At 41.6% G+C, this 26,265-nt stretch carries 17 protein-coding genes and 1 tRNA gene; 12 read left to right on the forward strand and 6 right to left on the reverse strand.

The window, feature by feature from the left end:
- Nucleotides 1–111: 111 nt before the first annotated feature.
- The gene (gene xseA / locus ACRWQN_RS07610; RefSeq protein ID WP_434940360.1) at nucleotides 112–1,437 is read right to left on the reverse strand and encodes an exodeoxyribonuclease VII large subunit; all 1,326 of its coding nucleotides are present in this window, start codon (nucleotides 1,435–1,437) and stop codon (nucleotides 112–114) included.
- Between the two features lie 118 nt (nucleotides 1,438–1,555).
- Here xseA and guaB point away from each other — a divergent pair, with 118 nt between their 5' ends.
- The 4 genes from guaB (at nucleotide 1,556) to ACRWQN_RS07630 (ending at nucleotide 6,059) form a co-directional block, all read left to right on the forward strand.
- Nucleotides 1,556–3,028, forward strand: coding sequence for an IMP dehydrogenase (gene guaB, locus ACRWQN_RS07615; RefSeq protein ID WP_434940361.1), 1,473 nt, complete (start codon nucleotides 1,556–1,558; stop codon nucleotides 3,026–3,028).
- Between the two features lie 111 nt (nucleotides 3,029–3,139).
- Nucleotides 3,140–4,717, forward strand: a complete 1,578-nt coding sequence (gene guaA, locus ACRWQN_RS07620; RefSeq protein WP_434930202.1) for a glutamine-hydrolyzing GMP synthase — start codon at nucleotides 3,140–3,142, stop codon at nucleotides 4,715–4,717.
- Nucleotides 4,718–4,818: 101 nt separating this feature from the next.
- On the forward strand, nucleotides 4,819–5,361 hold the full coding sequence (gene tadA, locus ACRWQN_RS07625; protein ID WP_434940612.1) for a tRNA adenosine(34) deaminase TadA: 543 nt from the start codon (nucleotides 4,819–4,821) through the stop codon (nucleotides 5,359–5,361).
- Nucleotides 5,362–5,495: 134 nt separating this feature from the next.
- Nucleotides 5,496–6,059, forward strand: coding sequence for a discoidin domain-containing protein (locus tag ACRWQN_RS07630; protein WP_434940362.1), 564 nt, complete (start codon nucleotides 5,496–5,498; stop codon nucleotides 6,057–6,059).
- An 842-nt stretch (nucleotides 6,060–6,901) separates the two neighbouring features.
- On the opposite strand, the gene mltF is transcribed toward ACRWQN_RS07630, so the two are convergent.
- A complete protein-coding gene (gene mltF / locus ACRWQN_RS07635) occupies nucleotides 6,902–8,335 on the reverse strand; it encodes a membrane-bound lytic murein transglycosylase MltF (RefSeq protein WP_434940613.1) in 1,434 nt (477 codons plus the stop codon).
- 438 nt (nucleotides 8,336–8,773) lie between these two features.
- On the opposite strand from mltF, the gene purL reads away from it, so the two are divergent.
- The 4 genes from purL to cydX all read left to right on the forward strand — a co-directional run bounded on the left by purL (nucleotide 8,774) and on the right by cydX (nucleotide 16,601).
- Entirely contained in the window at nucleotides 8,774–12,655 is a 3,882-nt protein-coding gene (gene purL, locus ACRWQN_RS07640; protein ID WP_434940614.1) for a phosphoribosylformylglycinamidine synthase, read from the forward strand.
- Nucleotides 12,656–13,757: 1,102 nt separating this feature from the next.
- Entirely contained in the window at nucleotides 13,758–15,314 is a 1,557-nt protein-coding gene (locus ACRWQN_RS07645; RefSeq protein WP_434940363.1) for a cytochrome ubiquinol oxidase subunit I, read from the forward strand.
- A 15-nt stretch (nucleotides 15,315–15,329) separates the two neighbouring features.
- Nucleotides 15,330–16,469 (forward strand): cytochrome d ubiquinol oxidase subunit II, encoded by a 1,140-nt coding sequence (cydB, locus tag ACRWQN_RS07650; protein WP_434940364.1) that lies wholly within the window; start codon nucleotides 15,330–15,332, stop codon nucleotides 16,467–16,469.
- A 15-nt stretch (nucleotides 16,470–16,484) separates the two neighbouring features.
- Nucleotides 16,485–16,601, forward strand: coding sequence for a cytochrome bd-I oxidase subunit CydX (gene cydX / locus ACRWQN_RS07655; protein WP_434940365.1), 117 nt, complete (start codon nucleotides 16,485–16,487; stop codon nucleotides 16,599–16,601).
- Between the two features lie 170 nt (nucleotides 16,602–16,771).
- On the opposite strand, the gene ACRWQN_RS07660 is transcribed toward cydX, so the two are convergent.
- A complete protein-coding gene (locus ACRWQN_RS07660; protein WP_434940366.1) occupies nucleotides 16,772–19,843 on the reverse strand; it encodes an efflux RND transporter permease subunit in 3,072 nt (1,023 codons plus the stop codon).
- Nucleotides 19,840–20,970 (reverse strand): efflux RND transporter periplasmic adaptor subunit, encoded by a 1,131-nt coding sequence (locus tag ACRWQN_RS07665; protein WP_434940367.1) that lies wholly within the window; start codon nucleotides 20,968–20,970, stop codon nucleotides 19,840–19,842. The genes ACRWQN_RS07660 and ACRWQN_RS07665 overlap by 4 nt, the downstream gene beginning before the upstream one ends.
- A 188-nt stretch (nucleotides 20,971–21,158) precedes the next feature.
- Between ACRWQN_RS07665 and ACRWQN_RS07670 the strand changes: the two genes are divergently transcribed.
- Both ACRWQN_RS07670 and ACRWQN_RS07675 read left to right on the forward strand, forming a co-directional pair.
- Nucleotides 21,159–21,797, forward strand: a complete 639-nt coding sequence (locus tag ACRWQN_RS07670; RefSeq protein ID WP_434940368.1) for a TetR/AcrR family transcriptional regulator — start codon at nucleotides 21,159–21,161, stop codon at nucleotides 21,795–21,797.
- A gap of 180 nt (nucleotides 21,798–21,977) precedes the next feature.
- Nucleotides 21,978–22,955 (forward strand): DUF6268 family outer membrane beta-barrel protein, encoded by a 978-nt coding sequence (locus tag ACRWQN_RS07675; protein WP_434940369.1) that lies wholly within the window; start codon nucleotides 21,978–21,980, stop codon nucleotides 22,953–22,955.
- Between the two features lie 106 nt (nucleotides 22,956–23,061).
- Here the strand turns inward: ACRWQN_RS07675 and ACRWQN_RS07680 are convergent, their stop codons facing one another.
- Both ACRWQN_RS07680 and ACRWQN_RS07685 read right to left on the reverse strand, forming a co-directional pair.
- A complete protein-coding gene (locus ACRWQN_RS07680) occupies nucleotides 23,062–23,514 on the reverse strand; it encodes an LPP20 family lipoprotein (RefSeq protein WP_434930194.1) in 453 nt (150 codons plus the stop codon).
- Nucleotides 23,511–24,221, reverse strand: a complete 711-nt coding sequence (locus ACRWQN_RS07685; RefSeq protein WP_226410512.1) for a FlgO family outer membrane protein — start codon at nucleotides 24,219–24,221, stop codon at nucleotides 23,511–23,513. Before ACRWQN_RS07685 ends, ACRWQN_RS07680 begins: the two co-directional genes overlap by 4 nt.
- Nucleotides 24,222–24,641: 420 nt before the next feature.
- Between ACRWQN_RS07685 and ACRWQN_RS07690 the strand changes: the two genes are divergently transcribed.
- The gene (locus ACRWQN_RS07690) at nucleotides 24,642–25,781 is read left to right on the forward strand and encodes a flagellar assembly protein FlgT (protein ID WP_434930192.1); all 1,140 of its coding nucleotides are present in this window, start codon (nucleotides 24,642–24,644) and stop codon (nucleotides 25,779–25,781) included.
- 141 nt (nucleotides 25,782–25,922) lie between these two features.
- Nucleotides 25,923–25,998: transfer RNA gene (locus tag ACRWQN_RS07695), tRNA-Arg, on the forward strand.
- Nucleotides 25,999–26,265 lie beyond the last annotated feature (267 nt).

Genomic DNA, 26,265 nt, shown 5'->3' on the forward strand with positions numbered 1-26,265 from the left:
TTAGCAAATTTTTATACAAATACAGCTAATAAAAAACCACCTAGCGGTGGTTTTTTATTGCAGTTAACACCTGTAAATAATATTTTTCTATTAGTTTAGCAATAATGACACTTAAATTACTTTAGATGTCACTTCCCCGTTTTTCAACTGGGTTTTAAGTAGGTCTCCTGAGTTCACCTTGGTGGCATCAATTAACACATTATCATTGTGTTTAGTTATCGAGTATCCCCTGGTTAATGTTGATAATGGGCTCACAGTCTCTAAGTGGTGCACCGCTTGTTTAAGGCGTAATTCCGCATGGTTAAAATACTTTTTGGCTGCGTCATTAAAGCGCGTCTCTAAAAACTGCAAGCGATTAGCTTCAACTTTTAAACTATTCACAGGTGAGCATTGTTGTAGTCTGCTGTGTAATTGTTGCTGTTGCATAGCCAAACGGTTTAAACGATGTTGTAAGGCATGTTGTAAACGCATTTGCATTTCATCAAAACGTTGTTCAAATTGCTGTAAGCGTCTGGCGGGATCATGACGTTGTAGTTGATGTTGTAGTTGATTTAACCGACTTGATTGATGTAATTGGTAATGACGAATACTTTGTTGTAAACGCGACAACATCAATGCCAGCTTTTCGGCTTTATTGCCTTTGTCTTTTGATAAGAGTTCAGCCCCAGCAGAAGGTGTTGGCGCACGCACATCGGCTACATAGTCGCTGATGGTAGTGTCTATCTCATGCCCCACAGCGCTGACAACGGGAATTGAGCTGTTATAAATAGCATGGGCGAGTAATTCACTATTAAAGCACCACAAGTCCTCTAGTGAGCCACCACCACGGGTTAATAGTAATACATCCACTTCAAGGCGCCGATTGGCTATTTGAATCGCATTACAAATCAACTGACTTGCCGGACCACCTTGTACTTGTGTTGGATAAACAATAACTTCAATAGAGGGGTCTCGCCTTGCGAGTACATGCAGTACATCGCGAAGGGCTGCACCCGTTGCAGAGGTTATTACCCCAATACGCTGGATATTATCAGGCAGTGGGCGTTTAGTATCTGCGGCAAATAATCCTTCTGCTGCCAATTTCATTTTTAGCGCTTCATATTCTTGCGCTAATAAACCATCACCTGCAGGCAACATAGATTCAATTAATAATTGATAATCTCCACGGGGCTCATAAACGCTTATCGCGCCTTTGACTAATACTTGCTGGCCATTAACAGGGCGAAAACGCACTGCTTGGTTACGGCCCTTAAACATGGCACAGCGGATTTGAGAGAAATTATCTTTAAGCGTCAGATACCAATGGCCAGAGGAGGGCGATGAAAAGTTTGAAATTTCGCCATTAAGCCAAATTTTACCCAATTGACCTTCAAGAATTTGCCTGACTTCGCCGTTTAATTTGGAGACGGTATAAACATTGTTTTTTGTGGCACTCATGACTGTTCTTATTCTAAGGGTAATAAAAAGCTATTTTCCATTTACCAACTGCAATATGCAAGGTATAATCTCGCCGCAATATTTCACCTCAAATCCTACTTACTAGGGAGATGTTGCCATGCTACGTTTACTGAAAGATGCACTAACCTTTGATGATGTGTTGTTGGTTCCTGCCCACTCGACCGTACTCCCTAATACCGCTGTGCTTAAAACTCGTTTAACCAATAAAATCGAACTAAACATTCCACTTGTGTCTGCTGCTATGGACACTGTGACTGAATCTCGCCTTGCTATCGCGATGGCGCAAGAGGGCGGTTTAGGTTTTATTCATAAAAATATGAGTATTGAGCAACAAGCCGAAGAAGTTCGTAAAGTTAAAAGTTATGAGGCTGGTATCGTTCAAGACCCGGTTACCGTAACCCCAGCAACAACCTTGACTGACCTACGTGAGTTAACAGAGCGCAATGGTTTTGCCGGTTACCCTGTGGTGAATGATGCCCATGAACTTGTGGGTATTATTACCGGCCGTGACGTACGTTTTGTGACTGACTGGAGCAAAACTGTTGCTGACATGATGACGCCAAAAGATCGCTTGGTGACTGTCGCTGAAGGCACTAAGTTAGATGAAGTGCAAAAATTAATGCACTCTCATCGTATTGAAAAAGTCCTTGTGGTTGATGGTAACTTTAAACTTAAAGGCCTAATCACAGTTAAAGATTTCGAAAAAGCTGAGCGTAAGCCGAACGCATGTAAAGACGAATTAGGTCGTTTACGTGTCGGTGCTGCGGTTGGTGCAGGCCCTGGCAATGAAGAACGTGTTGATGCCCTCGTAAAAGCCGGTGTTGACGTGTTATTGATTGACTCATCACACGGACATTCAGAAGGCGTATTACAGCGCATTCGTGACACCCGCGCTAAATACCCTGATTTACAAATTGTTGGCGGCAACGTGGCAACGGCTTCTGGCGCATTAGCGTTAGTGGAAGCTGGCGTAAACGCGGTTAAAGTCGGTATTGGCCCTGGCTCAATTTGCACTACGCGTATTGTAACTGGCGCCGGCGTGCCACAAATTACTGCGGTATCTGATGCGGCCGAAGCTGTGCTTGCACTGGGTATTCCGGTTATCGCTGATGGTGGTATTCGTTTCTCTGGTGACTTAGCCAAAGCATTAGCTGCTGGTGCATCATGTATCATGGCGGGTTCTATGTTTGCTGGTACTGATGAAGCTCCGGGTGAAACCGAGCTTTACCAAGGCCGTGCTTATAAGTCATATCGTGGTATGGGCTCACTTGGCGCAATGGGTCAGACTCAAGGCTCATCAGATCGTTATTTTCAAAGCGACAACGCTGCAGACAAGCTAGTTCCTGAAGGTGTTGAAGGCCGCGTACCTTATAAAGGTAAGCTGAAAGAAATTATCCATCAACATATGGGTGGCTTACGTTCATGTATGGGCCTAACTGGTTGTGCGACCATTAAAGATTTAAATGAAAAAGCGCAGTTTGTTAGAGTGACTTCAGCTGGTATGGGTGAATCACATGTTCATGATGTGACCATTACTAAAGAAGCACCGAACTACCGTTCAGGCTCTTAATCGATTAGTTTCCGATAACAGAGTGACACAAAGTCGCTCTGTTTGACACTATTTCAAATGGCTTAAACACTGTGTTTAGGTTATGCATTAATCAATATTTGAAGGTAATCCATGAGTAATATCCATGAGCATAAGATACTGATCCTTGATTTTGGTTCTCAGTACACCCAACTTATCGCCCGCCGTATTCGTGAAATTGGCGTTTATTGTGAACTTTGGGCTTGGGATGTAAGCGAAGAGCAAATCCGCGGTTTTGCCCCAAATGGTATTATTTTAGCGGGTGGTCCAGAAAGTGTGACTGCTGCTAATTCTCCACGCGCTCCAGAATACGTGTTCAACGCTGGCGTACCTGTTTTAGGTATTTGTTACGGCATGCAAACTATGTCTGAGCAGCTTGGTGGTAAAGTCATTCAAGGCATAGGTGAAGGTGAGTTTGGCTATGCTCAAATAGAGTTACAAACTACTTCTGCATTATTCAAAAGCATTGAAGATGCTGTTAGCGCCGAAGGTAAGCCTCTTCTTGATGTGTGGATGAGCCACGGTGATAAAGTGTCAGCCATTCCAGAAGGTTTTGTTGCTGTCGCTAAAACCGATACCTGTCCTTTTGCGGCAATGGCCAATGAAGACAAAAGATTCTACGGCGTACAATTTCATCCAGAAGTAACCCACACTCGTCAAGGTCAGCGTATGCTTGAGCATTTCGCCCTTGAAATTTGTGGTTGTCCAGCCAACTGGAAACCGTCATCGATTATTGAAGACGCGGTTGAGCGTTTAAAGCAACAAATCGGTGATGATGAAGTTATTTTAGGGTTATCTGGCGGAGTAGATTCATCGGTTGTGGCCATGCTGCTGCATCGTGCTATTGGTGACAAATTAACCTGTGTGTTCGTTGATAATGGCTTATTACGCTTAAACGAAGCTGATCAAGTATTAGAGATGTTTGGCGATCACTTTGGACTCAAAATTGTCCATGTCGATGCTGAGAATCGCTTTTTAGATGCATTAGCATCAGAAGCAGAACCAGAAGCTAAACGTAAAATTATTGGCCGCGTATTTGTTGAAATTTTTGATGAAGAATCAAAAAAATGCGCCAATGCTAAATGGTTAGCCCAAGGTACTATCTATCCTGATGTGATTGAATCAGCAGGTAGTGCTACAGGTAAAGCGCATGTAATTAAATCACACCACAATGTTGGCGGATTACCTGCCGATATGAAAATGGGCTTAGTTGAGCCATTACGTGAGTTATTTAAAGATGAAGTGCGTAAAATTGGTCTTGAATTAGGCTTACCATACAATATGCTTTACCGTCACCCATTCCCTGGGCCTGGTCTTGGGGTACGCGTATTAGGCGAAGTGAAGAAAGAGTATTGTGACTTACTGCGCCGCGCTGATGCTATCTTCATTGAAGAATTACACAAAGCAGATTTATACAACAAAGTCAGCCAAGCGTTTACCGTGTTTTTACCTGTACGTTCTGTTGGCGTGATGGGTGATGGCCGTAAATATGATTGGGTTGTATCATTGCGTGCAGTGGAAACAATCGACTTTATGACTGCGCATTGGGCACACTTACCTTATGATTTCTTAGGGCGTGTATCTAACCGGATTATCAATGAAGTAGATGGTATTTCACGAGTAGTTTACGATATATCAGGTAAGCCTCCAGCAACGATTGAATGGGAATAATGCGTCAGCATTAAGCCTGCTTATTCATAAAAAAGACGCTTCGGCGTCTTTTTTATTTGCTAGAATAGCGCCGTACAATCATTGCCTAGGTTAATAAAGTGATAAACACCCCAGAAAAAGACACTCAAGAAGCTATCGACATTAAGTGGATGCGTGTTGCCATGCAACTTGCTGAGCTAGCAGAGCAAAAGGGCGAAGTACCTGTGGGTGCTGTATTAGTCAAAGATGATGTGATGATTGCCAGTGGCTTTAATTTAAGTATTTTAAATCACGACCCTACCGCACATGCCGAAATGGAATGTATTCGCCAGGCGGGTAAAATATTAGCTAACTATCGTATGTTAGATACCACCTTATATGTCACCTTAGAGCCTTGCACTATGTGCGCGGGAGCCATGATCCACAGCCGTATTAAGCGGGTGGTTTATGGTGCAGATGATTTAAAAACAGGTGCCGCGGGGAGTGTGATGAATATACTGCAACATCCGGCATTTAATCATCAGCTCGAAGTGACTTCTGGTGTACTAGCGCCAGAATGTGGTAATCAGTTAAGCGCTTTTTTCTCCCGCCGCCGAGCTGAGAAAAAAGCCCTAAAACAAGCACGGCAGTTAGCTATCGAGCCCGATGGCATCAAAGGCCGTTAAGCATATTGTTTTAGCAAAAAATCATTTGTTAAATATCACAGTTTTTACAATTCATTCTAAATAGTCTACTTAATTTCAATGTGTTAACATATAATGCCGCTTCTTTAATAAATCGGAAATGAAGCAAATTTTATATGGAATTGAAAAAAACAACACTAGGATTATTTTTGATGGTTTTAGCTGGGTGTGGCGGCAGTGAAGAATCTTCTATACCTGAAGCAGAACAACCTACACTCCAAAGAAACTTAGCATCAAAAGACAATGGCGCAACAATAGAAGCATCTTATGATGCTCAAAATGCTAAGCTATTAATTGATAATGATATTCTTTCAAGTGCATATTGGTCTCCTAATGTCAGTGGAGACTTCTTCGTAATAGATTTTGGGCAGATAAGCCATGTCTCTTCAATTGAGCTTTTTGCTGAGCCGCTTATTTGGGAATCGAATTTTTATACTATTGAAGTATCAACAGATAAAATTAACTGGACTAAGACCTGGACCATGATGAATCAACCGGGAGTAATCCAGTGTTCTCAATTTAAGATGGGTCCTTCTTCTGGCAGCATGAAATGTACATTTGATAGAGATAATGCTCTTTATGGTCCCGATGCACGATATTTAAAAATTACCATGACAAGTCCGAAACAAGAAGATATTTCTAGAACCCTGTTTAAAGAGATTATTGTTGACGGCAAATAATGGCTAAGATTGTTATATAACAGGTTTTATTTTGGATTATAGCCATCATTAACCAAGAGATTGAAGAGGCATATAACATCTATTCTGTTTATCGCCTCTACAATTGCTTAGACCAAATGTCCTTAGGCATCTAATAATTACTCAGACTCCTCATCAAATCAGTTCAATTTACTTGTTCTAGAGCATTCACGGTTTTACTTATTTATCCTACTATTACTAAGCCTTCAGCTTGTCATTTGTAAGGTGTGAACTCAGAATATGAAGAACAAAATTTTAAATACTGATAAATAGAGATTCAACCCATTAAAAAATTACTGCCACATGAGAGTGGCATGCTAGCCGCTATTGCCGATTTTTCCCTAGCTTACAAAATTGTCCTTTCTAGTGGGTTACTAGCAAGCTATTTACTACAGGCAATTGTTTGATTTTAGCTTGGTATTGATAGCGACAGGAGTTGATTCTCATCGTTGAAATATTCAGTACGGCGATTGGAACAAAGTGTGACTTTATAGAGGGTGACTAAAATGACAAAATTGTATTTATAAGAGATGCTTGTACCAGAGTGGCAGGGATTGTATTTTGGGGCCACTCATTAATTACACTTTAAACTCCCGCTAAAGATCACATATTTAATCGGATTTGTTTTAAAAACGCTCAAAAGGAATAAAAAAACGGATGCCTAGGCATCCGGAGTTTGGAAAGAGAAGAAAATATGCTGTCTATTCTTGATACGTCTTTTTTGCAGTTTTAACATCACCCGCCTGCGAGACATAAAATTACTTGCTAGTGGTCTTTTCATAATGACTCCATATACATTTTCGACTGATATTGTAACATCAATACTAGCCCTTAGGGACTGTTGTTGAGTCTGCTAGTGGTTCTATATTGTCGGCAATGGCTTCAGGCGTTGGCTCTGAGTCGATAATGTCTATTTGCTTAGTTTGATCATCAATCCAGACTAGCGTGTCATAATAACGACGAATACTATCAACGTAATGGACAGCTTCACTTCCACGAGCATAACCATAGCGCGTTTGTTTATAATATTTAGATTGCTGTAATAAAGGCAATACCTTTTTAACATCTCGCCAAGCATCGGGGTCCATTCCCATCGATTCTGTTAGTCTACGGGCGTCTTCCACATGTCCTAAACCAATATTATATGAGGCTAGAGCAAACCAAATGCGTTGATTCTCAGGAATAGTTTCAGGTAAGCGCTCCATCATATCTTTTAAATAAAATGCACCGCCTCGAATACTTTGCTCTGGATCAAGCCGGTTATCGACTCCCACATAAGCCGCTGTTGGAAGCGTTAACATCATCATGCCCCTAACACCAGTTGGTGAGCGAGCTGAAGGATTCCAATGGGATTCTTGATAACTGGCAGCGGCTAATTTACGCCAATCAAAGTCGCCAGAATATTGTTCAAACATACTACGGTATTCAGGTAACACATTATCGATAGCCCGGATAAAAGCGCGGGTATCGACATAATCAAACCGTTTAACGTGACCAAAATACTTTTCGTTTAAATGCTCTAAGGTGCCTGCGCGCTTTTCATTATGCCAAAAAGCCAGTAATTTACTCATTAAGCGATCACTTTCATCAGGTGGTAAAAGCCACACGACTTCAAGCTTCTCTTCTAAAATCATACCTTCACGTAACTCGGGTAAGAAACGTTGGTTGATTAACAAGCTGTTTGAATCTGCAATTGTGTAGTTGATGTCGCCATTGGCCACTAAAGCGAATAAATCTTCGTAGTCTTTATCATTTACCTGATTCCACATTAAATCGGGATGATTTTTTTGCAACTGGGTTAACGTGTGTATAGAAGATGAATTAGACGCAACCGTGATTTCACCCGCAAGATTGGCAATATCCTTAGGTTCTGGGGTGCCTTCTTTATAAACCAGTACTTGATTAACCTTGTACATGGTTGGGCCAAGTTTAAATTGCTTTATGCGGTTGGGGGTTTTCGCGATACCGGCAGCAATAATGTCAATTTTACCTTGCTTAAGTGCACTAAATAATTGTTTACGATCAGTAAAAGGTACCATCTGTAATGGCACACCTAAATAATCAGCAAACTTGCTTGCCATTTCAAAATCAAAGCCTGACTCTCCCAACTCTTCCGAGTTAAGATAAATTTGTGGACCATAAAGCGTGCCGACACGAAGTTCAGTTTGCTTTGGTGCTGAAGATATAATGTCTTCTATTTGTTGTTTTTCGGCTGGTTGACAGGCCGAAATGAAAATAACAAACAAAATAGTGGTTATTTTTTTTATCATATTTTTCAATAGATTATTTAATAAAATAGTTGTTGGGAATCAAAATAAATGGCTATTGTAAGCTCATGCAGAAAAAGTGTATCGCTAAGCTGTTGGGTATTTTATGCCGCCCACTTTAGCAGGAGTTATTAAAATCGCATAGTGTTGGTTAAAATAGCAGCGGTTATGCTGAGCTAAATGATGAAATTGCATTGTCAATGTTATGCCAATGTTACGATTAAGGTGCTTAACAAGGCTAATTGTCGATAACCTTTAGTATAGATGTTAGATTGACTTTTTGGGTTTTGCTTTGCTTTGTTGGTTCGATATTTTGTCTATTAGGAAACACTGTTTTCAAACAGCATGGTAGGTGATTTGTACTGTGCAATTCCCTATAATAGCGCCAATTCTGACCCTCCTATATAATTTATAAGGTGAATAGACGTGATGGAAATCATTCGCGGAGCCCCAGCACTTTCTGCATTTAGAGTTCAAAAACTCATCGAGGCCTGCGACAGCGCAGATCTTCCTGTGAAAAGTATCTACGCTGAATATACGCATTTAGCTGATTTAACTGAACAATTAGATGATAATGAGCGTGTTCAGCTTGAACGAATTCTTACCTACGGTCCAGCCATTGAGTCCCACGCCCCACAAGGGCAGTTAATTTTTATCGCGCCTCGTCCTGGTACTATTTCGCCTTGGTCTTCTAAAGCTACTGACATAGCCCGTAACTGTGGCTTAAGTAAAGTAAAGCGTTTAGAACGTGGTATTGCCTACTATGTTGAATCACAAGCGTTAACGACTGAGCAATATGCCCAGTTAGTGAGCTTGTTACACGATCGCATGATGGAAGTTGTACTTAACGATTTCTCCGCTGCAGATGTGTTGTTTGCCCGCACTGAGCCTGCAAAATTCAAAAGTATTAATATTCTTGCCGAAGGCCGCCGTGCATTAGAAGTGGCTAACGTAAAATTAGGTCTGGCCCTGGCTGAAGATGAGATTGACTACCTAGTCGAGAACTTTGTGCGTTTGAAGCGTAATCCAAACGACATCGAGCTCATGATGTTTGCTCAAGCAAACTCTGAGCATTGTCGCCATAAAATCTTTAATGCTGATTGGACAATTGATGGTGAAGTTCAGCCAAAATCATTGTTCAAAATGATCAAAAACACTTTTGAAGTGACTCCAGATTTCGTGCTGTCAGCGTATAAAGACAATGCAGCGGTAATGACTGGGCCTGTTGCGGGTCGCTTCTTCCCTGATCCTGATGGCGTTTATAACTACCACACAGAACCTATGCATATCTTGATGAAAGTGGAAACCCACAATCATCCAACCGCAATTAGCCCATATCCAGGAGCTGCTACAGGTTCTGGCGGTGAAATTCGTGATGAAGGTGCAACGGGGCGCGGTTCTAAGCCTAAAGCAGGTTTAACCGGTTTTACGGTTTCGAACTTGAAAATTCCGGGTTTTGTTCACCCATGGGAAGATAATTATGGCAAGCCTGACCGTATCGTCACACCACTTGAAATTATGCTTGAAGGCCCATTAGGTGGCGCGGCATTTAACAACGAGTTTGGCCGTCCTGCTATTACAGGTTATTTCCGTACCTATGAGCAGCAAGTGTCTAGCCATAACGGTGTGGAAGTGCGTGGATACCATAAGCCAATCATGATAGCGGGTGGTTTAGGTAATATTCGTGATGAGCATGTGCAAAAAGGCGAGATTACCGTTGGCGCTAAGCTAATTGTATTAGGTGGCCCAGCAATGAACATCGGACTTGGCGGCGGTGCAGCATCTTCTATGGCATCAGGCCAATCAAGTGAAGATTTAGATTTTGCTTCAGTGCAACGTGAAAACCCAGAAATGGAACGTCGTTGTCAGGAAGTAATCGACCGTTGCTGGCAGTTGGGTGATGCGAACCCAATTCAGTTTATTCACGATGTGGGTGCGGGTGGATTATCAAATGCCTTCCCTGAGTTAGTAAACGATGCAGATCGTGGCGGGGTGTTTAATTTACGTAACGTGCCGTCAGATGAGCCAGGCATGAGTCCGCTTGAAATTTGGTGTAACGAGTCACAAGAACGTTATGTATTGTCTGTTGCGCCTGAGAATCTACAGCAATTTGCAGATATTTGTGCCCGTGAACGTGCACCTTTTGCCGTTGTTGGTGAAGCGACTGAAGAAATGCATCTAACGCTTGCAGACAGTCACTTTAACAACAAGCCAATCGACTTACCGCTTGAAGTCTTATTAGGCAAAGCGCCTAAAATGAGCCGTGATGTGGTATCTGCTAAAGCGGTTTCACCCGCGTTAGACCAAGCTAAAATTGATGTTAAAGAAGCGGTTAAGCGTATTTTAACCTTGCCTACAGTGGCTGATAAAAGTTTCTTGATCACCATTGGTGACCGTTCAGTTACCGGTTTAGTTAACCGTGACCAAATGGTTGGCCCTTGGCAGGTGCCAGTTGCCGACTGTGCGGTAACGGCATCAAGCTATGACAGCTACTGCGGTGAAGCTATGTCTATGGGCGAACGTACTCCGTTAGCTTTGCTTGATTTTGATGCATCTGCCCGTATGGCGGTGGCTGAATCAATCATGAACATTGCGGGCACAGATATTGGCACATTTAAACGCATTAAGTTGTCAGCAAACTGGATGTCTCCAGCAGGTCACCCTGGTGAAGATGCCGGTTTGTATCAAGCTGTGAAAGCCATTGGTGAGGACCTTTGTCCTGAACTTGGTATTACCATTCCTGTCGGTAAGGACTCAATGTCAATGAAGACGGCCTGGGAAGATAACGGCGTGCAAAAAACCGTAACTTCACCTATGTCGTTAGTGATCACCGCATTTGGTGTAGTACAAGACATTCGTAAAACAGTCACGCCAGAACTTCGCACCGATAAAGGCGATACCGCTTTATTAATGCTCGATTTAAGCAATGGTCAAAACCGTTTAGGTGGCTCTTGTTTAGCGCAGGTTTACAGTGAATTAGGCGATGTTGCGCCAACATTGGATAAAACTGCTAACCTAGCAGGCTTCTTTGAAGTGATGCAAAAATTAGTAGCTGACCAAGCTGTTATCGCTTATCACGATCGCAGTGACGGTGGCTTATTTACCACATTAGTGGAAATGGCTTTTGCCGGTAATACTGGCTTAAACATCGATTTAGCCAGCTTGAACGGTACTGATTTAGAGCGTTTATTTAACGAAGAATTAGGTGCTGTTATTCAAGTTAGCCAAGCTGACGTTGTTAATATAGTTGCTCTGTTTGAAGCTAAAGGGGTAACTTGTCATAACATTGGTGGCCTACAAGCCGCTGATATGATTAGCATCACTGATGGTCAGCGCATTATTTTTGCCGATACTCGCACCGCATTACGGACGTTATGGTCTGAAACCACTTATCGCATTCAAGCGCTACGTGATAACCCTGAGTGTGCTAAAGAAGAGTTCGCGCTTAAGCAACAAGCTGATGCACCGGGCTTAACCGTTAAGTTAGCTTTTGATCCAAGCACTGACGTTGCAGCGCCTTATATCTTAAAAGGTTTAGCGCCTAAGATGGCTATTTTACGTGAGCAAGGGGTTAACTCTCACATTGAAATGGCTGCGGCATTTGACCGTGCTGGCTTTGAAAGCCGCGATGTTCATATGTCAGATATTCTATCAGGACGTATTAGCTTGGAAGAATTCCAAGGCTTAGTGGCGTGTGGTGGTTTCTCTTACGGTGATGTATTAGGTGCTGGTGAAGGTTGGGCTAAGTCAATTCTGTTCAACAGTCGTGCCCGTGATGAATTTAGCCGATTTTTTGAGCGTGACGCTAGCATTGCTTTAGGTGTATGTAATGGTTGTCAGATGTTATCTAACTTGAAAGAAATCATTCCAGGTAGTGAACATTGGCCACACTTTGTCCGTAACCGTTCAGAACGTTTTGAAGCACGTTTCAGTCTAGTTGAAGTGCAACAAACGCCATCGGTCTTTTTTGAAGGCATGGTAGGTTCGCGTATGCCTATCGCTGTTTCACATGGCGAAGGTTTAGCGGAATTTGCCAATGCACAAGCATTAGCAAAAGCTGAGGCGTCAGGCACTATTGCATTGCGTTATGTTGATGGCCATGGCCAAGTTGCTACTCAATACCCTTTAAATCCAAATGGTTCACCAAATGGTTTAACGGGTGTGTGTACGACTGATGGTCGTGTAACGATTATGATGCCGCACCCTGAGCGTGTATTTAGAACCGTAGCCAACTCTTGGCACCCAGAAGAGTGGGGCGAAGATAGCCCATGGATGCGTATGTTCCGCAATGCTCGAGTTAAGATTGGCTAGTTAGTCTTAAGCTTAGCGCTGTAAATTGAACTAATAAAAAGGTGACTATTTATAGTCGCCTTTTTTATTTTTATCGCTAAAACATTCCTTTACGACTAGCGATAGAATTGTTAGGCGTAAAAAAGCCCATTCAGTGATGAATGGGCTTTTTTGTCTCAATCATCGTATTGTTTAAAAAGACAATGATTGGCTATTTTGCGCTAACAAAATATCAAATAGGATAAAACGAATTATTTCATTTCTTTTGCGTTGTACATCTCAACAAAAGCACGCTTGTATAAGCTGACAACGTTTTCAAATAATTTAGTCATAGCAACATCTCTTAGATCAATAAGTTCAGTAATTGAACGATAAAAAACACCTTGGGCTTAAGATAACGACTCCCTGGCATATATGCTGCTCGTTTTCTTAATACGTATATCATACTGAGATTGAAGTTTGGGTTCAAACGAGTAAAAATGATTATTAGACATTAGATAATCTAATGGTTGACTTGTGTTATTATTGTTTTAATTTGTTGTGTTTTTTATTTTGCAATTGATTTTTAAGGTTTTTATATATAATTTTTAATTTTATAATATTTATATAATTAATCCTTTATTGGTTACCCTTACCATTTTATACTTTCTATTAACAATTGGCGTAAGTTGTGACTTTTATTGTTGATTAAGGTCGATGCGTTTTTTGTTTCCTAGCAAGTGGCATGTTTTTGTCAATACCTAAAAGTTGGGGGTGATATATGTGATAGTCGGGTGGATGATTTTTTATGATTAAATTGTGAGCTGTCTGACATTAAATTCAAAGTTAGTAAGAGTCGGTTTTGAGCTAAGTAGATGATTATTTATATTAAAATTAGATTCATTCAAAAAATCTAATGTTTATCACATTTTTGATTAAAAAACATGACCTTTTGCTTAATTATACCTTAATATATATACCGTTTAGAATTGGACTTGAAAACGCAGGCAAACAGATTAATTTATCATTTTATATACATTGGTGAGTTGTTCATTGCGTCAATATGACTGTTTTCAGGTATAACGTCATTATAGCAATTATGTTGCTATGCAGTATTTGGTTGTACTGAAGTAAGGAGTCGCCAATGATTATCGAAGAGGTTGTTGAGCTATCGCGTTTACAATTTGCGCTGACAGCCATGTATCACTTTCTGTTTGTTCCCCTCACATTAGGTTTAGCTTTTATTCTGGCGATCATGGAGTCACTTTATGTGATGACTGATAAACAGATATATAAAGACATGACTAAATTTTGGGGTAAATTATTCGGAATTAACTTTGCCTTAGGTGTCACTACCGGTTTGGCAATGGAATTCCAGTTTGGTACTAACTGGTCCTATTTCTCACATTATGTAGGTGACATTTTTGGGGCGCCATTAGCTATTGAAGGCTTAATGGCATTCTTCCTGGAATCAACCCTAGTGGGAATGTTCTTTTTTGGCTGGGACAGATTCAGTAAGCGTCAGCATTTAGCTGTTACTTGGTTGGTTGCGCTTGGCTCTAACATGTCTGCGTTGTGGATTTTGGTTGCCAATGGTTGGATGCAAAACCCTGTAGGGTCAGTGTTTAACTACGAAACCATGCGTATGGAAATGACCAGCTTTGCTGAGGTTATTTTCAACCCAGTTGCACAGGTTAAGTTTGTTCACACAGTTGCATCGGGCTACGCCGCTGGTGCCATGTTCGTTCTGGCAATCAGCTCATACTACATTCTAAAAGGCCGTGACTTACCTTTTGCGCGTCGCTCATTTGCGATTGCAGCAAGCTTTGGTATGGCCTCTATTTTATCTGTTATCGTGTTAGGTGATGAGTCTGGCTATAAAGTTGGTGAAGCACAGCGTGTAAAGTTAGCTGCAATTGAGGCTGAGTGGCACACTGAGCCTGCTCCTGCTGCCTTTACTGTTGTCGGTTTTCCTAACCAGGAAACAATGAATACAGACTACGCGATAAAAATTCCTTACGCGATGGGTATCATTGCGACCCGTTCATTAGATGAGCAAGTTACTGGGATTATTGATTTAATCGATGAGCACGAAATACGTATTCGTAATGGCATGATTGCTTATTCCTTCTTAACCCAATTACGTGCTGGTGATCAAAGCCAAGAGCTGCGTGATAATTTTGAAGCCACCAAACATGATTTAGGTTATGGCTTTTTGTTAAAGCGCTATACCGAAAATGTGGTTGATGCAACAGAAGAGCAAATTAAAGCTGCTGCCAAAGATTCTATTCCTAACGTAGCACCGATATTTTGGTCATTCCGTATCATGGTTGGTTCTGGAGTATTAATGCTGTTTATCTTTGCTGCTGCATTCTGGCAAAGTACGCGTCATCAAATCGCAGAGAAAAAATGGGTACTTAAAGCAGCATTATACGGTTTACCATTACCTTGGATTGCCATTGAATGTGGTTGGTTTGTGGCTGAGTATGGCCGTCAACCTTGGACCATTTCTGAAGTGTTACCGACCTTTATGTCAGCCTCAAGTCTAACGACGGCAGACCTGTGGTTCAGTATTATTTCAATTACCTTGTTCTACGCAATATTACTGGTAATAGAAATGTTCTTAATGTTTAAGTATGCCCGTCTTGGCCCTAGTAGCATGAAGACCGGCCGCTATCATTTTGAAAACCAAGATGCTTAATCAGAGGACCTAATTATGTTTGAGTATGAAGTATTAAGATTTATTTGGTGGGCATTAATTGGTGTGCTGTTTATTGGCTTTGCTGTAACAGACGGATTTGATATGGGAGTCGGTGCCTTGTTACCCATTATTGGTAAAGATGACACTGAACGCCGTATTATGATTAACACCATCGCGCCCCATTGGGACGGTAACCAGGTGTGGTTAATTACCGCTGGTGGTGCGTTATTCGCTGCTTGGCCAATGGTTTACGCCGTCTCATTTTCAGGCTTTTATGTCGCGATGATGTTGGTATTGTTTGCCTTATTCTTGCGTCCTGTTGGGTTTGATTATCGTTCAAAAATCGAAGATCCAAAATGGCGTAAGTCATGGGATTGGGCATTGTTTATTGGCGGTTTTGTACCTCCACTGATTATTGGCGTTGCCTTTGGTAACTTGTTACAAGGCGTACCATTTAACTTTGATGAGTTTTTACGGGCTAAATACCACGGTGGATTTTTTGGGTTATTAAATCCATTTGGACTATTAACAGGCCTTGTGTGTGTCAGCATGATCATTATGCATGGCTCTGCCTGGTTACAAATGAAAACAGAAGGCGAGTTACGTGTTCGTGCGGCTAACATGACCCAAATTTTTGGTGGTTTGTTGGTTGTATTATTTGCTGCTGCCGGTCTGTGGCTAGCCAATGGCATTGATGGCTACGTGATTACCTCAACACTTGACTTAGCTGGGCCTTCAAACCCAACCACTAAAACGGTTGCGATTGAAGCGGGTGCCTGGTTAGCTAATTATGACAAGTATCCAGTTACCATGTTATTCCCTGCTTTAGGGTTATTAATGCCGTTGTTAGCTATTTTGGCTAGCAGATTTAACCGCAGTGGATTTGCGTTCTTTTTTAGTGCGTTAGCAATAGCGAGTGTCATTTTAACCTGTGGTGCAGCAATGTTCCCATTTGTTATGCCATCGTCACTTGAACCTAATGTCAGCTTAACGATGTGGGATGCAACGGCAAGTCAAATGACTTTAAAAGTCATGACTTTTGCAGCGATTATTTTTGTTCCAACCGTATTAAGTTATACCATTTGGACTTACTACAAGATGTATGGCCGCTTAAATCGCAACTTTATTGAAGACAACAAGTCATCACTTTATTAATAGGAGCAATCATCTATGTGGTATTTTGCGTGGATTTTAGGGGTATTACTGGCTTGTTCTTTTGGCATTATTAATGCTCTTTGGCTTGAAAACACTGAAAATATGGACCGTAAAGAAAACGATGAAAGCTAACGGTTAATTGGTATTACGTTAAAAACCCGCTAAATATAGCGGGTTTTTTTATGGGCCATTGTCGACTGTTATTAGTATTAATAGGTCATGCGAATAGATTGCATTATTAAACAAAAATAAGCGTGGCATGTGTCAATGCCACTCTTTTGAAAACAAAAGTATGTTCTTTATTATGTGTGTATCGCTATTGACTGTAATGACGATCTTTTCGGTTTCATCAATAGTCGATACATTACCGGTACCCAAACCAAAGACAGCATGGTCGTTAGCAAGGTTCCGCCCGCTATAGCAATAGCAAAGGGAGGCCAAAATCCACCGCCCGCAATAATTAACGGTAAAAAACCGCCGATAGTGGTGATGGTTGTCGATCCAATATGGCGGCCACAACTGCTAACGGTATCAACAATTAATGCCATATTGCCTTGTCTTGCCTCGGGTAAGTCCTCAAGTTCAGCCAGAATCACAATGGCGGCATTAATGGCTAATCCCATTAAACCCAATAAACCAATAATCACAGTAAAACCAAATGGGTAGCCAAACACAAACACCACTAATAAGCCCAGTCCGGCCGATTGGATGGCGCTGAGTAAAATAATACCGGTCAGTCTAAATGAGTTAAACGATAGCACCACAGTAGTGAGCAGTAAGGTGACCACTACAACCACATTTGATAATAAGTTCCCCACAGCTTCATTTCGTTTGGCGCTTTCGCCGCCTACTTCAATGCGGTAGCCCGAAGGTAAATTAATCTCAGCTAACTTTTGCTTCACGTCATTTAACACCTGAGCAGGTAATACACCACTGGTGATATAGGCTTCAATGGTATTGACCCGCTCACCGTTTCGGCGGGGTATTGCACCACGACTGACACTGATCTCGTTATAAGATAATGCAGACAGTGGAATGCCTGTGCCTGTAGGTGATACCAGATTAAGCTCGGCTAGGCGGGTTGCTTGCTCGCGGCTGTTATCGCCAAGTCTGACTCTAATAGGTAAAGATTCAGTTTGTTCTAAAATACTGCCACCAATAATGCCCGTTGTGGCCATTTGCACTTGATTGGCAATATCGGTCAAGCTAAGGCCGCTCATCAAGCTGGCGTCTTCGTTGACCTGTAACCATAACTTTGGCGCTCCGGGTGATAGGGTGCCACGGGTATGAATAACATCTGGCGTAGCAATAAGCAGGGCGCGGACCTGATCGCCAATTTCTTTTAATGTGTCAAGATTAGGTCCAAAGACTAATAGTTCCACGGGCGCGTTAAAAGGTGGACCTTGTTCTAGCTTGCGCACCAAAATTTGTGCCTGGGGAAAGGCAATATCTAGCTCATTTTGCAGCCGTGGTATCAATTGATTAGCGGTTTCAAAGTCTGCAGCTTTAACCATTGCCTGAGCATAATTAGTCGCCCCTTGTTGACGTTGAGTGAGGTTGTAGTAAAAAGAAGGCGTATTGCCGCCCACAACCCAGGTTACTTCACTAATATCAGTTATCTGTTGTAGCTTTTTATCAATTAAATCCACTTGCTGACGGGTGTTTTCAATACTCACCTGCGGGGCAAGATGGACTTCAATTTGAAACATATCCCTGTCAGACGGCGGAAAAAACTGCTCAGTCATTTGTCCTACAGCCATAAAACCACTTATCGGTAAAATACCTACCACCAATGCGGTTAACAGTGGTCGCTTTAGCGCAAATTCTAAACTGGCTTTAAAAGCATACCCCAACCGTGGAAAGGCCATCCCTTGTTGATACCATGCCGTAGCAGGCTCACTTCGACTAAAGCGTCCAGCAAGGCCAGCAATAAGCGTATGAGAAATAATGTATGAGCCTAAAAGTGCGAACATCACTGAAATAGCAATGCCGCCAACAAATTCACCCGCAGCACCTGGCATTAGCATAATAGGAGCGAAGGCAAGCATGGTGGTAATGGTTGACCCTGCTAACGGTAGCCATAAATGATGCAGAGTTTTCGATACGGCTTCTAGTTTACTCATCCCCTGTTGGCGTCGTTGTGCTATGGCATCAACAATCACAATGGCGTTATCAACCATGATCCCCAATGCAACCACTAAGCCTGTAACTGACATTTGGTGAATAGGTAAGCCAGTGTATTTCATACAGGCTAAGGTAAATAGCGCGGTTAATGGCAGAGATAACGCGACAATAAGTGCATTACGCAGACCGAGCGTGAGCATTAGCACTGCGACAATAATGACAAAACCTTGCAGCAGATTAATCACCAAATCACCTAAACGGACGCTGGTGTAACCTTGCTGGTCAAATAACCATTGTACTTTTATGTTTGCTGGTAAATTTTTTGAAAAAGTCTCAATAGTGTCAGCAACATGCTGTTGCCACACATCCACTCGGTGACTATTTAACATGGTTGCGCCAATCAGTACGCCTTGCTGACTATCTATTAATGCAATGCTGCTGGCTGGGGTTTTAGACTGCCTGCTAATGGTTGCCACATCACCCAAGCGAATGATTTGGCCATCATCGTCGACTTTTAATGGTACTTGGCGAATGCGGCTTTGTGAATCGAGCTCTCCAGACACTTCAACCAAAGCACGAAATTGATCGTTATTGATTTCGCCCGCTGAAATTTTGCTGTCGGCATTAGTCAGAATTTGTGCAATCGTGCCGGGCGTTAGTTTAAGTTGGCTGATTTTATTGCCATCTAACTCCACCAATATCTCTTCTTCTGGTGCGCCATAAAGTCTGGCAAAATCAGTACCTGATAATAATCTAATTCGGCTTTCTAACTCTTTGGCATAGCGATTTAAAATATCACTTCTTACTGGTGAGTCGTCATCCCACACAACACCTAAAATAGCCGTACTGGCATAACCAAATTGATCATCTAATGTGCTGTTTTGTGCTTGTGAGGGTAAGTAACGTTTGGCGTCTGCAACTAAGTCTCGCGCCCTTGACCATACAGGATCGGTTTCTGTAATGGTGTCTTTAAGTTCCAGTTGAATCACCGAAATCCCTGGGCGAGAAGTAGACTGAACCAGCTTTAACTCTTCTAAGCGACGTAACTGAGTTTCTAACTCTTCCGTGACCAGAGCTTCTACGCGTTCAGCTGAAGCGCCCGGGTAGTGGGTTATAACGGATGCAAAGCGATTGGTGATATGCGGATCTTCTGTTCGCGGTAGACTAGAAATAGCACCAAGACCTGCCACAAGAAGCAGGGCGATAAATAAACTGGTAAGTCGACCGTTTTCTAAAAAGGCTTTAATCATAATGCCTCCGCCATCACGGTTTTAACAGGTGTCACAACCTGACCTACCACTAACTTATGTAAACCTTCCACAATAATGGTGTCGTCAGCGCTTATTGCCCCCTGAATGTAGGCTTGATCTTGATTGGTATAGATAATTTCAACGTCACGGCGTTCAATCGCATAGTGATTACTGCCGCTAGCATCAGAGGTTTTACTTAATACAAATATATTCCACAACCCCCTAACGCCATCAGTTAATGCCGAAATAGGCACCCAATAGCCAGTAACTTGGATATTTTGATTGTATTCAAGGTAGGCTATTTCACCATTAAGCACAGTGGCATCATTGGGTAAACTTATCCGTAACTGCACTGTACGCGTAATGCTATCAACTTCAGCACTGATCCCCGCAATGTTGCCACTGAGGCTTTGATCACCAACACGCACAAGCACTTGTTGTTGATTAGCTAACCCTTGTGCCACAGTAATGGGGACACCAATATATGCCTGTTGTTGATCGTTACCAATTAAGGTGAAAACCGGACTGCCTAAGCCAATAACCTCACCCACATTATGATGTCTTTTACTGATTTTGCCGTTAAAAGGGGCGGTTAAGGTGGATTTTTCAATTTTAAGATTAGTGGCATATAAGCTGGCGTTTAATCTTTGGCGGTTAGCCTGCAAGCCGGTAACTTGTTGCTTGGTCTCATCTAATTGTTGTTCAGAGACGTAATTTTTATCTTTTAAGGCCAAGGTGCGTTTTAGGGTGCTTTGGGCAAGGTCTAGGTCAGCTTTTGTTTGTTGCAGGCTTGCTTCAAGTTGTTGTTTTTCAGCCTGAAGTAAATTTGTATCAAGTGTGGCAAGTGTTTGCCCCTTAATAACGCTATTACCACTATCGACATTTATGCCATTGAGTTTTCCCGCTAGCTCAAAACCAATACCTGTGGTGTTTGCAGAGCGAATAGTACCGGTATAGGTTTGTTCATGTGGATAATAATTGGATGCGACAATGTTTGAGACTGCTACCGTTTGATAATTAACAGACTCTGAATGTTGCTTAACCTCTGAGCCACAGCTACTGACGAGCAATATGCTTAATAGGCCTACCATATATCGATGCATTGAGCGGGTCGATTTATGTTCCATGATTGTATTCTCCAATGCTATCGAGCGTGTATTACACGTTAATAAAACAAGTCTATGTTTAGGTTGATGATGTAATGTTAGTGTTAACTAGACTGCCTAGTCTAGTTTTAAGGAACTAGACTGTCCAGTCCATTTTGTGATTAAATAGTGTTAACTGTTTAGCTGATGTGACAACATACGGGGAAAAGATGACAGAAGAACAAACATTGACCCAGAATAATCAAATGACATTATCTAAAAGTGAACAGAAGCGGGTGCAAATTTTGCAATCGGCTATTGATTTATTTTGCCATCAGGGCTTTCCGAATACGAGCATGGATGAAGTGGCTAAACACGCAGGCGTGTCAAAGCAGACTGTATATGCTCATTTTGGTTCGAAGGATGATCTTTTTGTTGCCTCAATAGAATCTAAGTGCGTAGTGCATCAATTGACTGAAAATTTGTTAGTGGATGCTACCGATCCTGAGGGTGTATTAACTTCATTTGCTCAACATTTTGGTGCCATGATAGCGTCAGAAGAAGCCATAACCGTCTTTACTACCTGTGTTGCACAAGTTGATACTCATCCTGAAGTGGCAGCACTTTTTTATGATGCTGGCCCAAAACATATTTTAAATTTAGTCAGTGGTTACCTTAAAAAGGTTAATCAACATGGCCAATATCATTTTAATAACCCCCATGACAGTGCAGTACGATTAAGTTTAATGTTATTTGGTGAGTTAAGAATGCGTTTAGAATTAGGCCTGCCAACAGCGGATTTATTGTCTAAAAGGCAAGCGTACTTAACTGAAACAGCGATGATGTTTTTAAAAGCGCACAAGCTATAATCAGTTGAGCCTATAAATAAGAGCCTGTAAAAAATGTTGTGAAGGATAAAATAATATCATCGTATTTTATAAAAATAGGATGATATTGAACCACTTTGTAGCACAATTCGTACTAGTTTAAATACCACACTGTCCTGAGGCAGTATCAATCGACTTGTTACCCTAGAAAGGATGCTTTTAATGACAACTGCACTTCACATTAACTTACAGCTAAATCAATTTAAGCCAAATAAATCTAACCCAGATTATTTATCCAAAATGAGCTTGCTACCTTTATTAGTGACAGGCGTTGTTGCAGGTTTAAGCTTAACAAGTATGAGTGCTTTAGCATCGACATCAGCACCAGATCGTGCGCCTTTTGAGCTCAATGTTGCCAGGACTAGCTCGCAAGCCGCCACTGTGGGTAATAATGGTAATGAATTAAAGCGTGATGTATGGAATGCCAAATTATCCGCGGCCATGCCATTAAACAAACAATGGATGATAGGCGCTAACATTGGTTATGATAATCTTGACTATGGCTGGCGTATTAACCAGCAAACTCCCTTAAGAACTAACACTGTGCCCTGGTCTTCTATTGATCAGTACAGCGCTGGGCTATCTTTGATTTATCGCCCTGATAATCAGTGGATGTTCATGTTTGCACCTAAAGTGCAATATGCCTATGCCAATACCGCATCATCTTCAAATGCTCAAAGTTATGGCGTAGTTGCTTCAGGTATGTACCGTTTTGAATCTGGCAATATGCTAGGTCTTGGTGTGGCTTATCTTAATGATATATCTGAGGTGCGAACCGTTCCCTATCTTGCTGTACGTTGGCAAATTAATGATAAGTGGGTACTTGCTAACCCGTTTCAAGCCGGATTCAGTGGTCCCGCGGGTTTAGAGTTAACGTATCAGCTTTCAAAAGACTGGGATTTTGGTGTCGGTAGCTCTCGTCGTACAGAACGCTTTTTAATTGAAAATGATGATACCACCATTGAAATTGAAGAGTGGGTTGGCTTTTTACGCGCAGGTTGGAAAATTAGCCAAAGCGTTAGCTTGAATGCTTATACTGGTTACTATTTTGGTGGCGAGATGGAGTTAAGTGAGCCACAAACAACTGAAGAGCTCAGTAATCAAGTCGCAGCGGCGTTGGCATTTAAAGTGAAATTTTAATTTTTGACGATAATCATTTAGTTGTTATAAATGCAGTTACTCAAAACAAAACGCCGCGATAATACGCGGCGTTTTGTTTTGTTAAAATAACTTAAGTGCGTTCGGGTTAAAAGTAAGTCACTTCTTTTATTCGTTTTGCGCGGTTTTGTTGCTCGTATAAATGCCAAACCTGTTCAAAATCTAATTCAAGTTCCGTGACATAAAAGTCTCCAGAAGGGTAGGTTTTAACCACTTTTGCACCACGAATAATACCGCTAACAGAGGATTTAACGCTATCGTTAGTCAGTAGCCACTCACTGACATTGCTAACCGCATCAATCTTCTGCCCATATACTTGTTCTGCTAATTCACGATAAGCGGCCACTTTTGATGCTTGCATTGCCATCAATACTTTATGTGCCTCAATATTACTTGGTTGGGTAGCGAGTGGGGCATAACCAATGGCTGAAATTTTCGGAAAGTGGCTTGGAGCCTCGGTTTCCCATTGCACATACTTATCATTACTTGTGCAACCCAGCATTAAAAAGCTTAGCACTGTAATTAGTATTAGATTTTTCATTGCTTGTCTCCTATCACAGTGTAGCGACTCTGTTTAACATTTTCGGTTCGATAAATTAATCCGTCACGGGTTTGTATTTTATTGGCTGGCAAAACATAGCCGGATAAACTTTGACCTGCGACAAAAGACTGCACCGCCGACACTACGCGATTATTGGTTATATCCACCACACGGCCATTAAAATTCACCCCTTCATTGGTGAGATTTAATGTTGACACTAATACATGAGATACAGGCATGTCAGCGGGAAGTTGTTCCCAGTTTCGGCTTAATATTAATTCGCCTTTTTCTGTCGCGCGCAGTGACGTTGACACATTAAGGTCAACTAAATTGAATTCATGGGCGTGAAATGCGCTCAGTAAACTCTGTTGCAGCTGAAGTGCTAACTCATTAGTTTGATTAAAGTCGCTACTCATTACTGGGGTAACAATTAATAAGGGTTGATCAGGACGCAGGGCATCATTTTGTAACACCAACTCATTGACTAATTTTTCAGCCCAAATATTAATTTGTCCCTTGGGCGCTAAACCCGACGCATTAATATCATAAACCAGTTTTTCCTGGTGCACGTCATCAGCGTCTTGATAACCCACTAGTTGGCCATTTTGTGCATAGTCCAAGTTTGCTGCGGGGTTAAGTGTATTACCGCACCCAGCAAGCCCTATGGTGACTAGCATCAGAGCGAGAATAGAAAGCTTGTGCTGCATGATTGAGTCCTTCGCGTCTGTCTAAAAAACAATATTATTCAATTGATACTGATATATCGGCATCAGATAAATATTCTTTATCTTTATAAAGCGCTGTTTACTTATAAAACTGAAGTCAATAAACCTCAGACTATTTTAGGTAGACTTAAACTAGATAGAGTTTCATTAATTGTAACGGCGTTATTCATAGTAGCGCTAATCATAGTGTCGTTATTCATAGTGTCGTTAGCGAAAGTAAAGATAGATTGGGCACAGTTTTTGCTTGATAAGTTGTTAGTAACTCACGACAGCGCTATCTCAGCGATGTAACGTGTTGTTTTGTGCTACAAGTGACAGATATCTGACGCAGGGTGAAATATGGTACATGCATTGAATAATAAGTTTACACAATACTCGTGGCCTAAATGGTGTCGGGCCTTGATGCTATTGCCTGTTTTATTGAGTCCTTATTCAATTGCAGAGCAAATTGAAGTGACAGGTACTGCCAAGATTGTGAATGGCAATATAGATAAAGCGCGCGAAGACGCCATTAACCAAGCATTGAATTACGCCAGTCTGAGGGGCGGGGTTAATTTCTCTAGCCAGCAGCAAATTACTCAAGGCTCGCTCACCCAGGATACCTTTTCAATGCAACGAATGGGCGCGGCCAATAATATTGAATTGCTCAGCGAGTTAGTCAGCAATGATATTATGACGGTTATTTTGTCGCTTAATATTGATGATGAAAGTGAAACAGAGCAGTGTCAGGCACAGTCCTTAAAAGCGGCTATTATGTTACCGCAGGCAGATATAGCGGACAGAACTCAGCTAAGTTATGGTCATTTATCCGATTTTAATAAAGCTTTTACGCTTCAATTTGGTAAAGCCATTAATCAACAATCAAGCGCTAGTTTCGCTAAGGTACATGCTGATGAACGCTTAGATACCGCCAATGAACTGGTTAATTTCAAAGGCTATAGCATCCCTAGTTGGCTTGGTGAAATCACCGATAGCCAATATATATTGAAATCTTACATTACTGACATGTCGACAGAGCCTTACACCAGCAGTTTTATGGGCTTTGTTGATGAAGTCCCCTCACGTCAATTTAGCTATGAACTAACCCTATATCATGGCATCAGCGGTGAAGAGGTGTGGTCACAAACATTTGCTACCACAGCCCCCTGGGAGTTTGAACGTCAAGAAACCGTAATGCCAAACAGCCAGCGTTTTTGGTCTTCATCCTATGGTCAAGCAATCACAAGCCAGCTGCAATTAAGTGTTATGTCACTTGATAACGCACTCAAGTGTCGCCCGTTGCTAGGGCAAATTATCGCTAGGCAAGGGGATCGAGTTATTATCAATTTAGGCCGTAAAAATGGCGTTAAACTGGGTGACAAATTTCAGTTGGTTTTGCAAAAAAATATTCCCGACCGTCTTAATATCATGCGCGCAGTTGTGACTAAAAACCGCACTGAAATAGTGATAGATCAAGTGAGTGAAGGCACAGCCACCGCGATGATTGAAAACGTTGATGCCGCCGATAACATTCAGGTTCACGATATAGCCATTAAACTCTAAGTGTTTAGGGTAAATAAGACAAAAGGTGAGCAACTTTTGTCTTATTTAAATCAGTTTAATAATTAAGCAATTAAATCCTAACGATTTTAATCGCCTATAAGCTCTTTTCATCAGGCTGAAAACCAGTATAATCAGTTTCGTCTTCCTATAGCTCAACAGGATAGAGCAGCCGCCTCCTAAGCGGCCGATCGGGGTTCGAGTCCCTGTGGGGAGACCATATAAAAATTCAAGCTGTCCTTTTCTGTCATAATCTCTGCTATTTTCTGCCAAACCTGCCTATTTAAAATTATGTGATAATTTACTAGGTAAATGTGTTGTCGTAATACCTCTCAGCCCAAAACCTTTAATACTTCAAGGTGTATAGCGACTGGTCTTTATTGTATTTTAAAGTGCTATTTACATTGCTGATAACGTGATCTGACTGACTTACATCAGCGGAAAATATCGGCTATGCAGAACATGAAATGGATAATTTTGAATGCTC

It is taken from the genome of Shewanella sp. HL-SH8 (assembly GCF_051165765.1).
Lineage (GTDB): Bacteria > Pseudomonadota > Gammaproteobacteria > Enterobacterales > Shewanellaceae > Shewanella > Shewanella glacialimarina.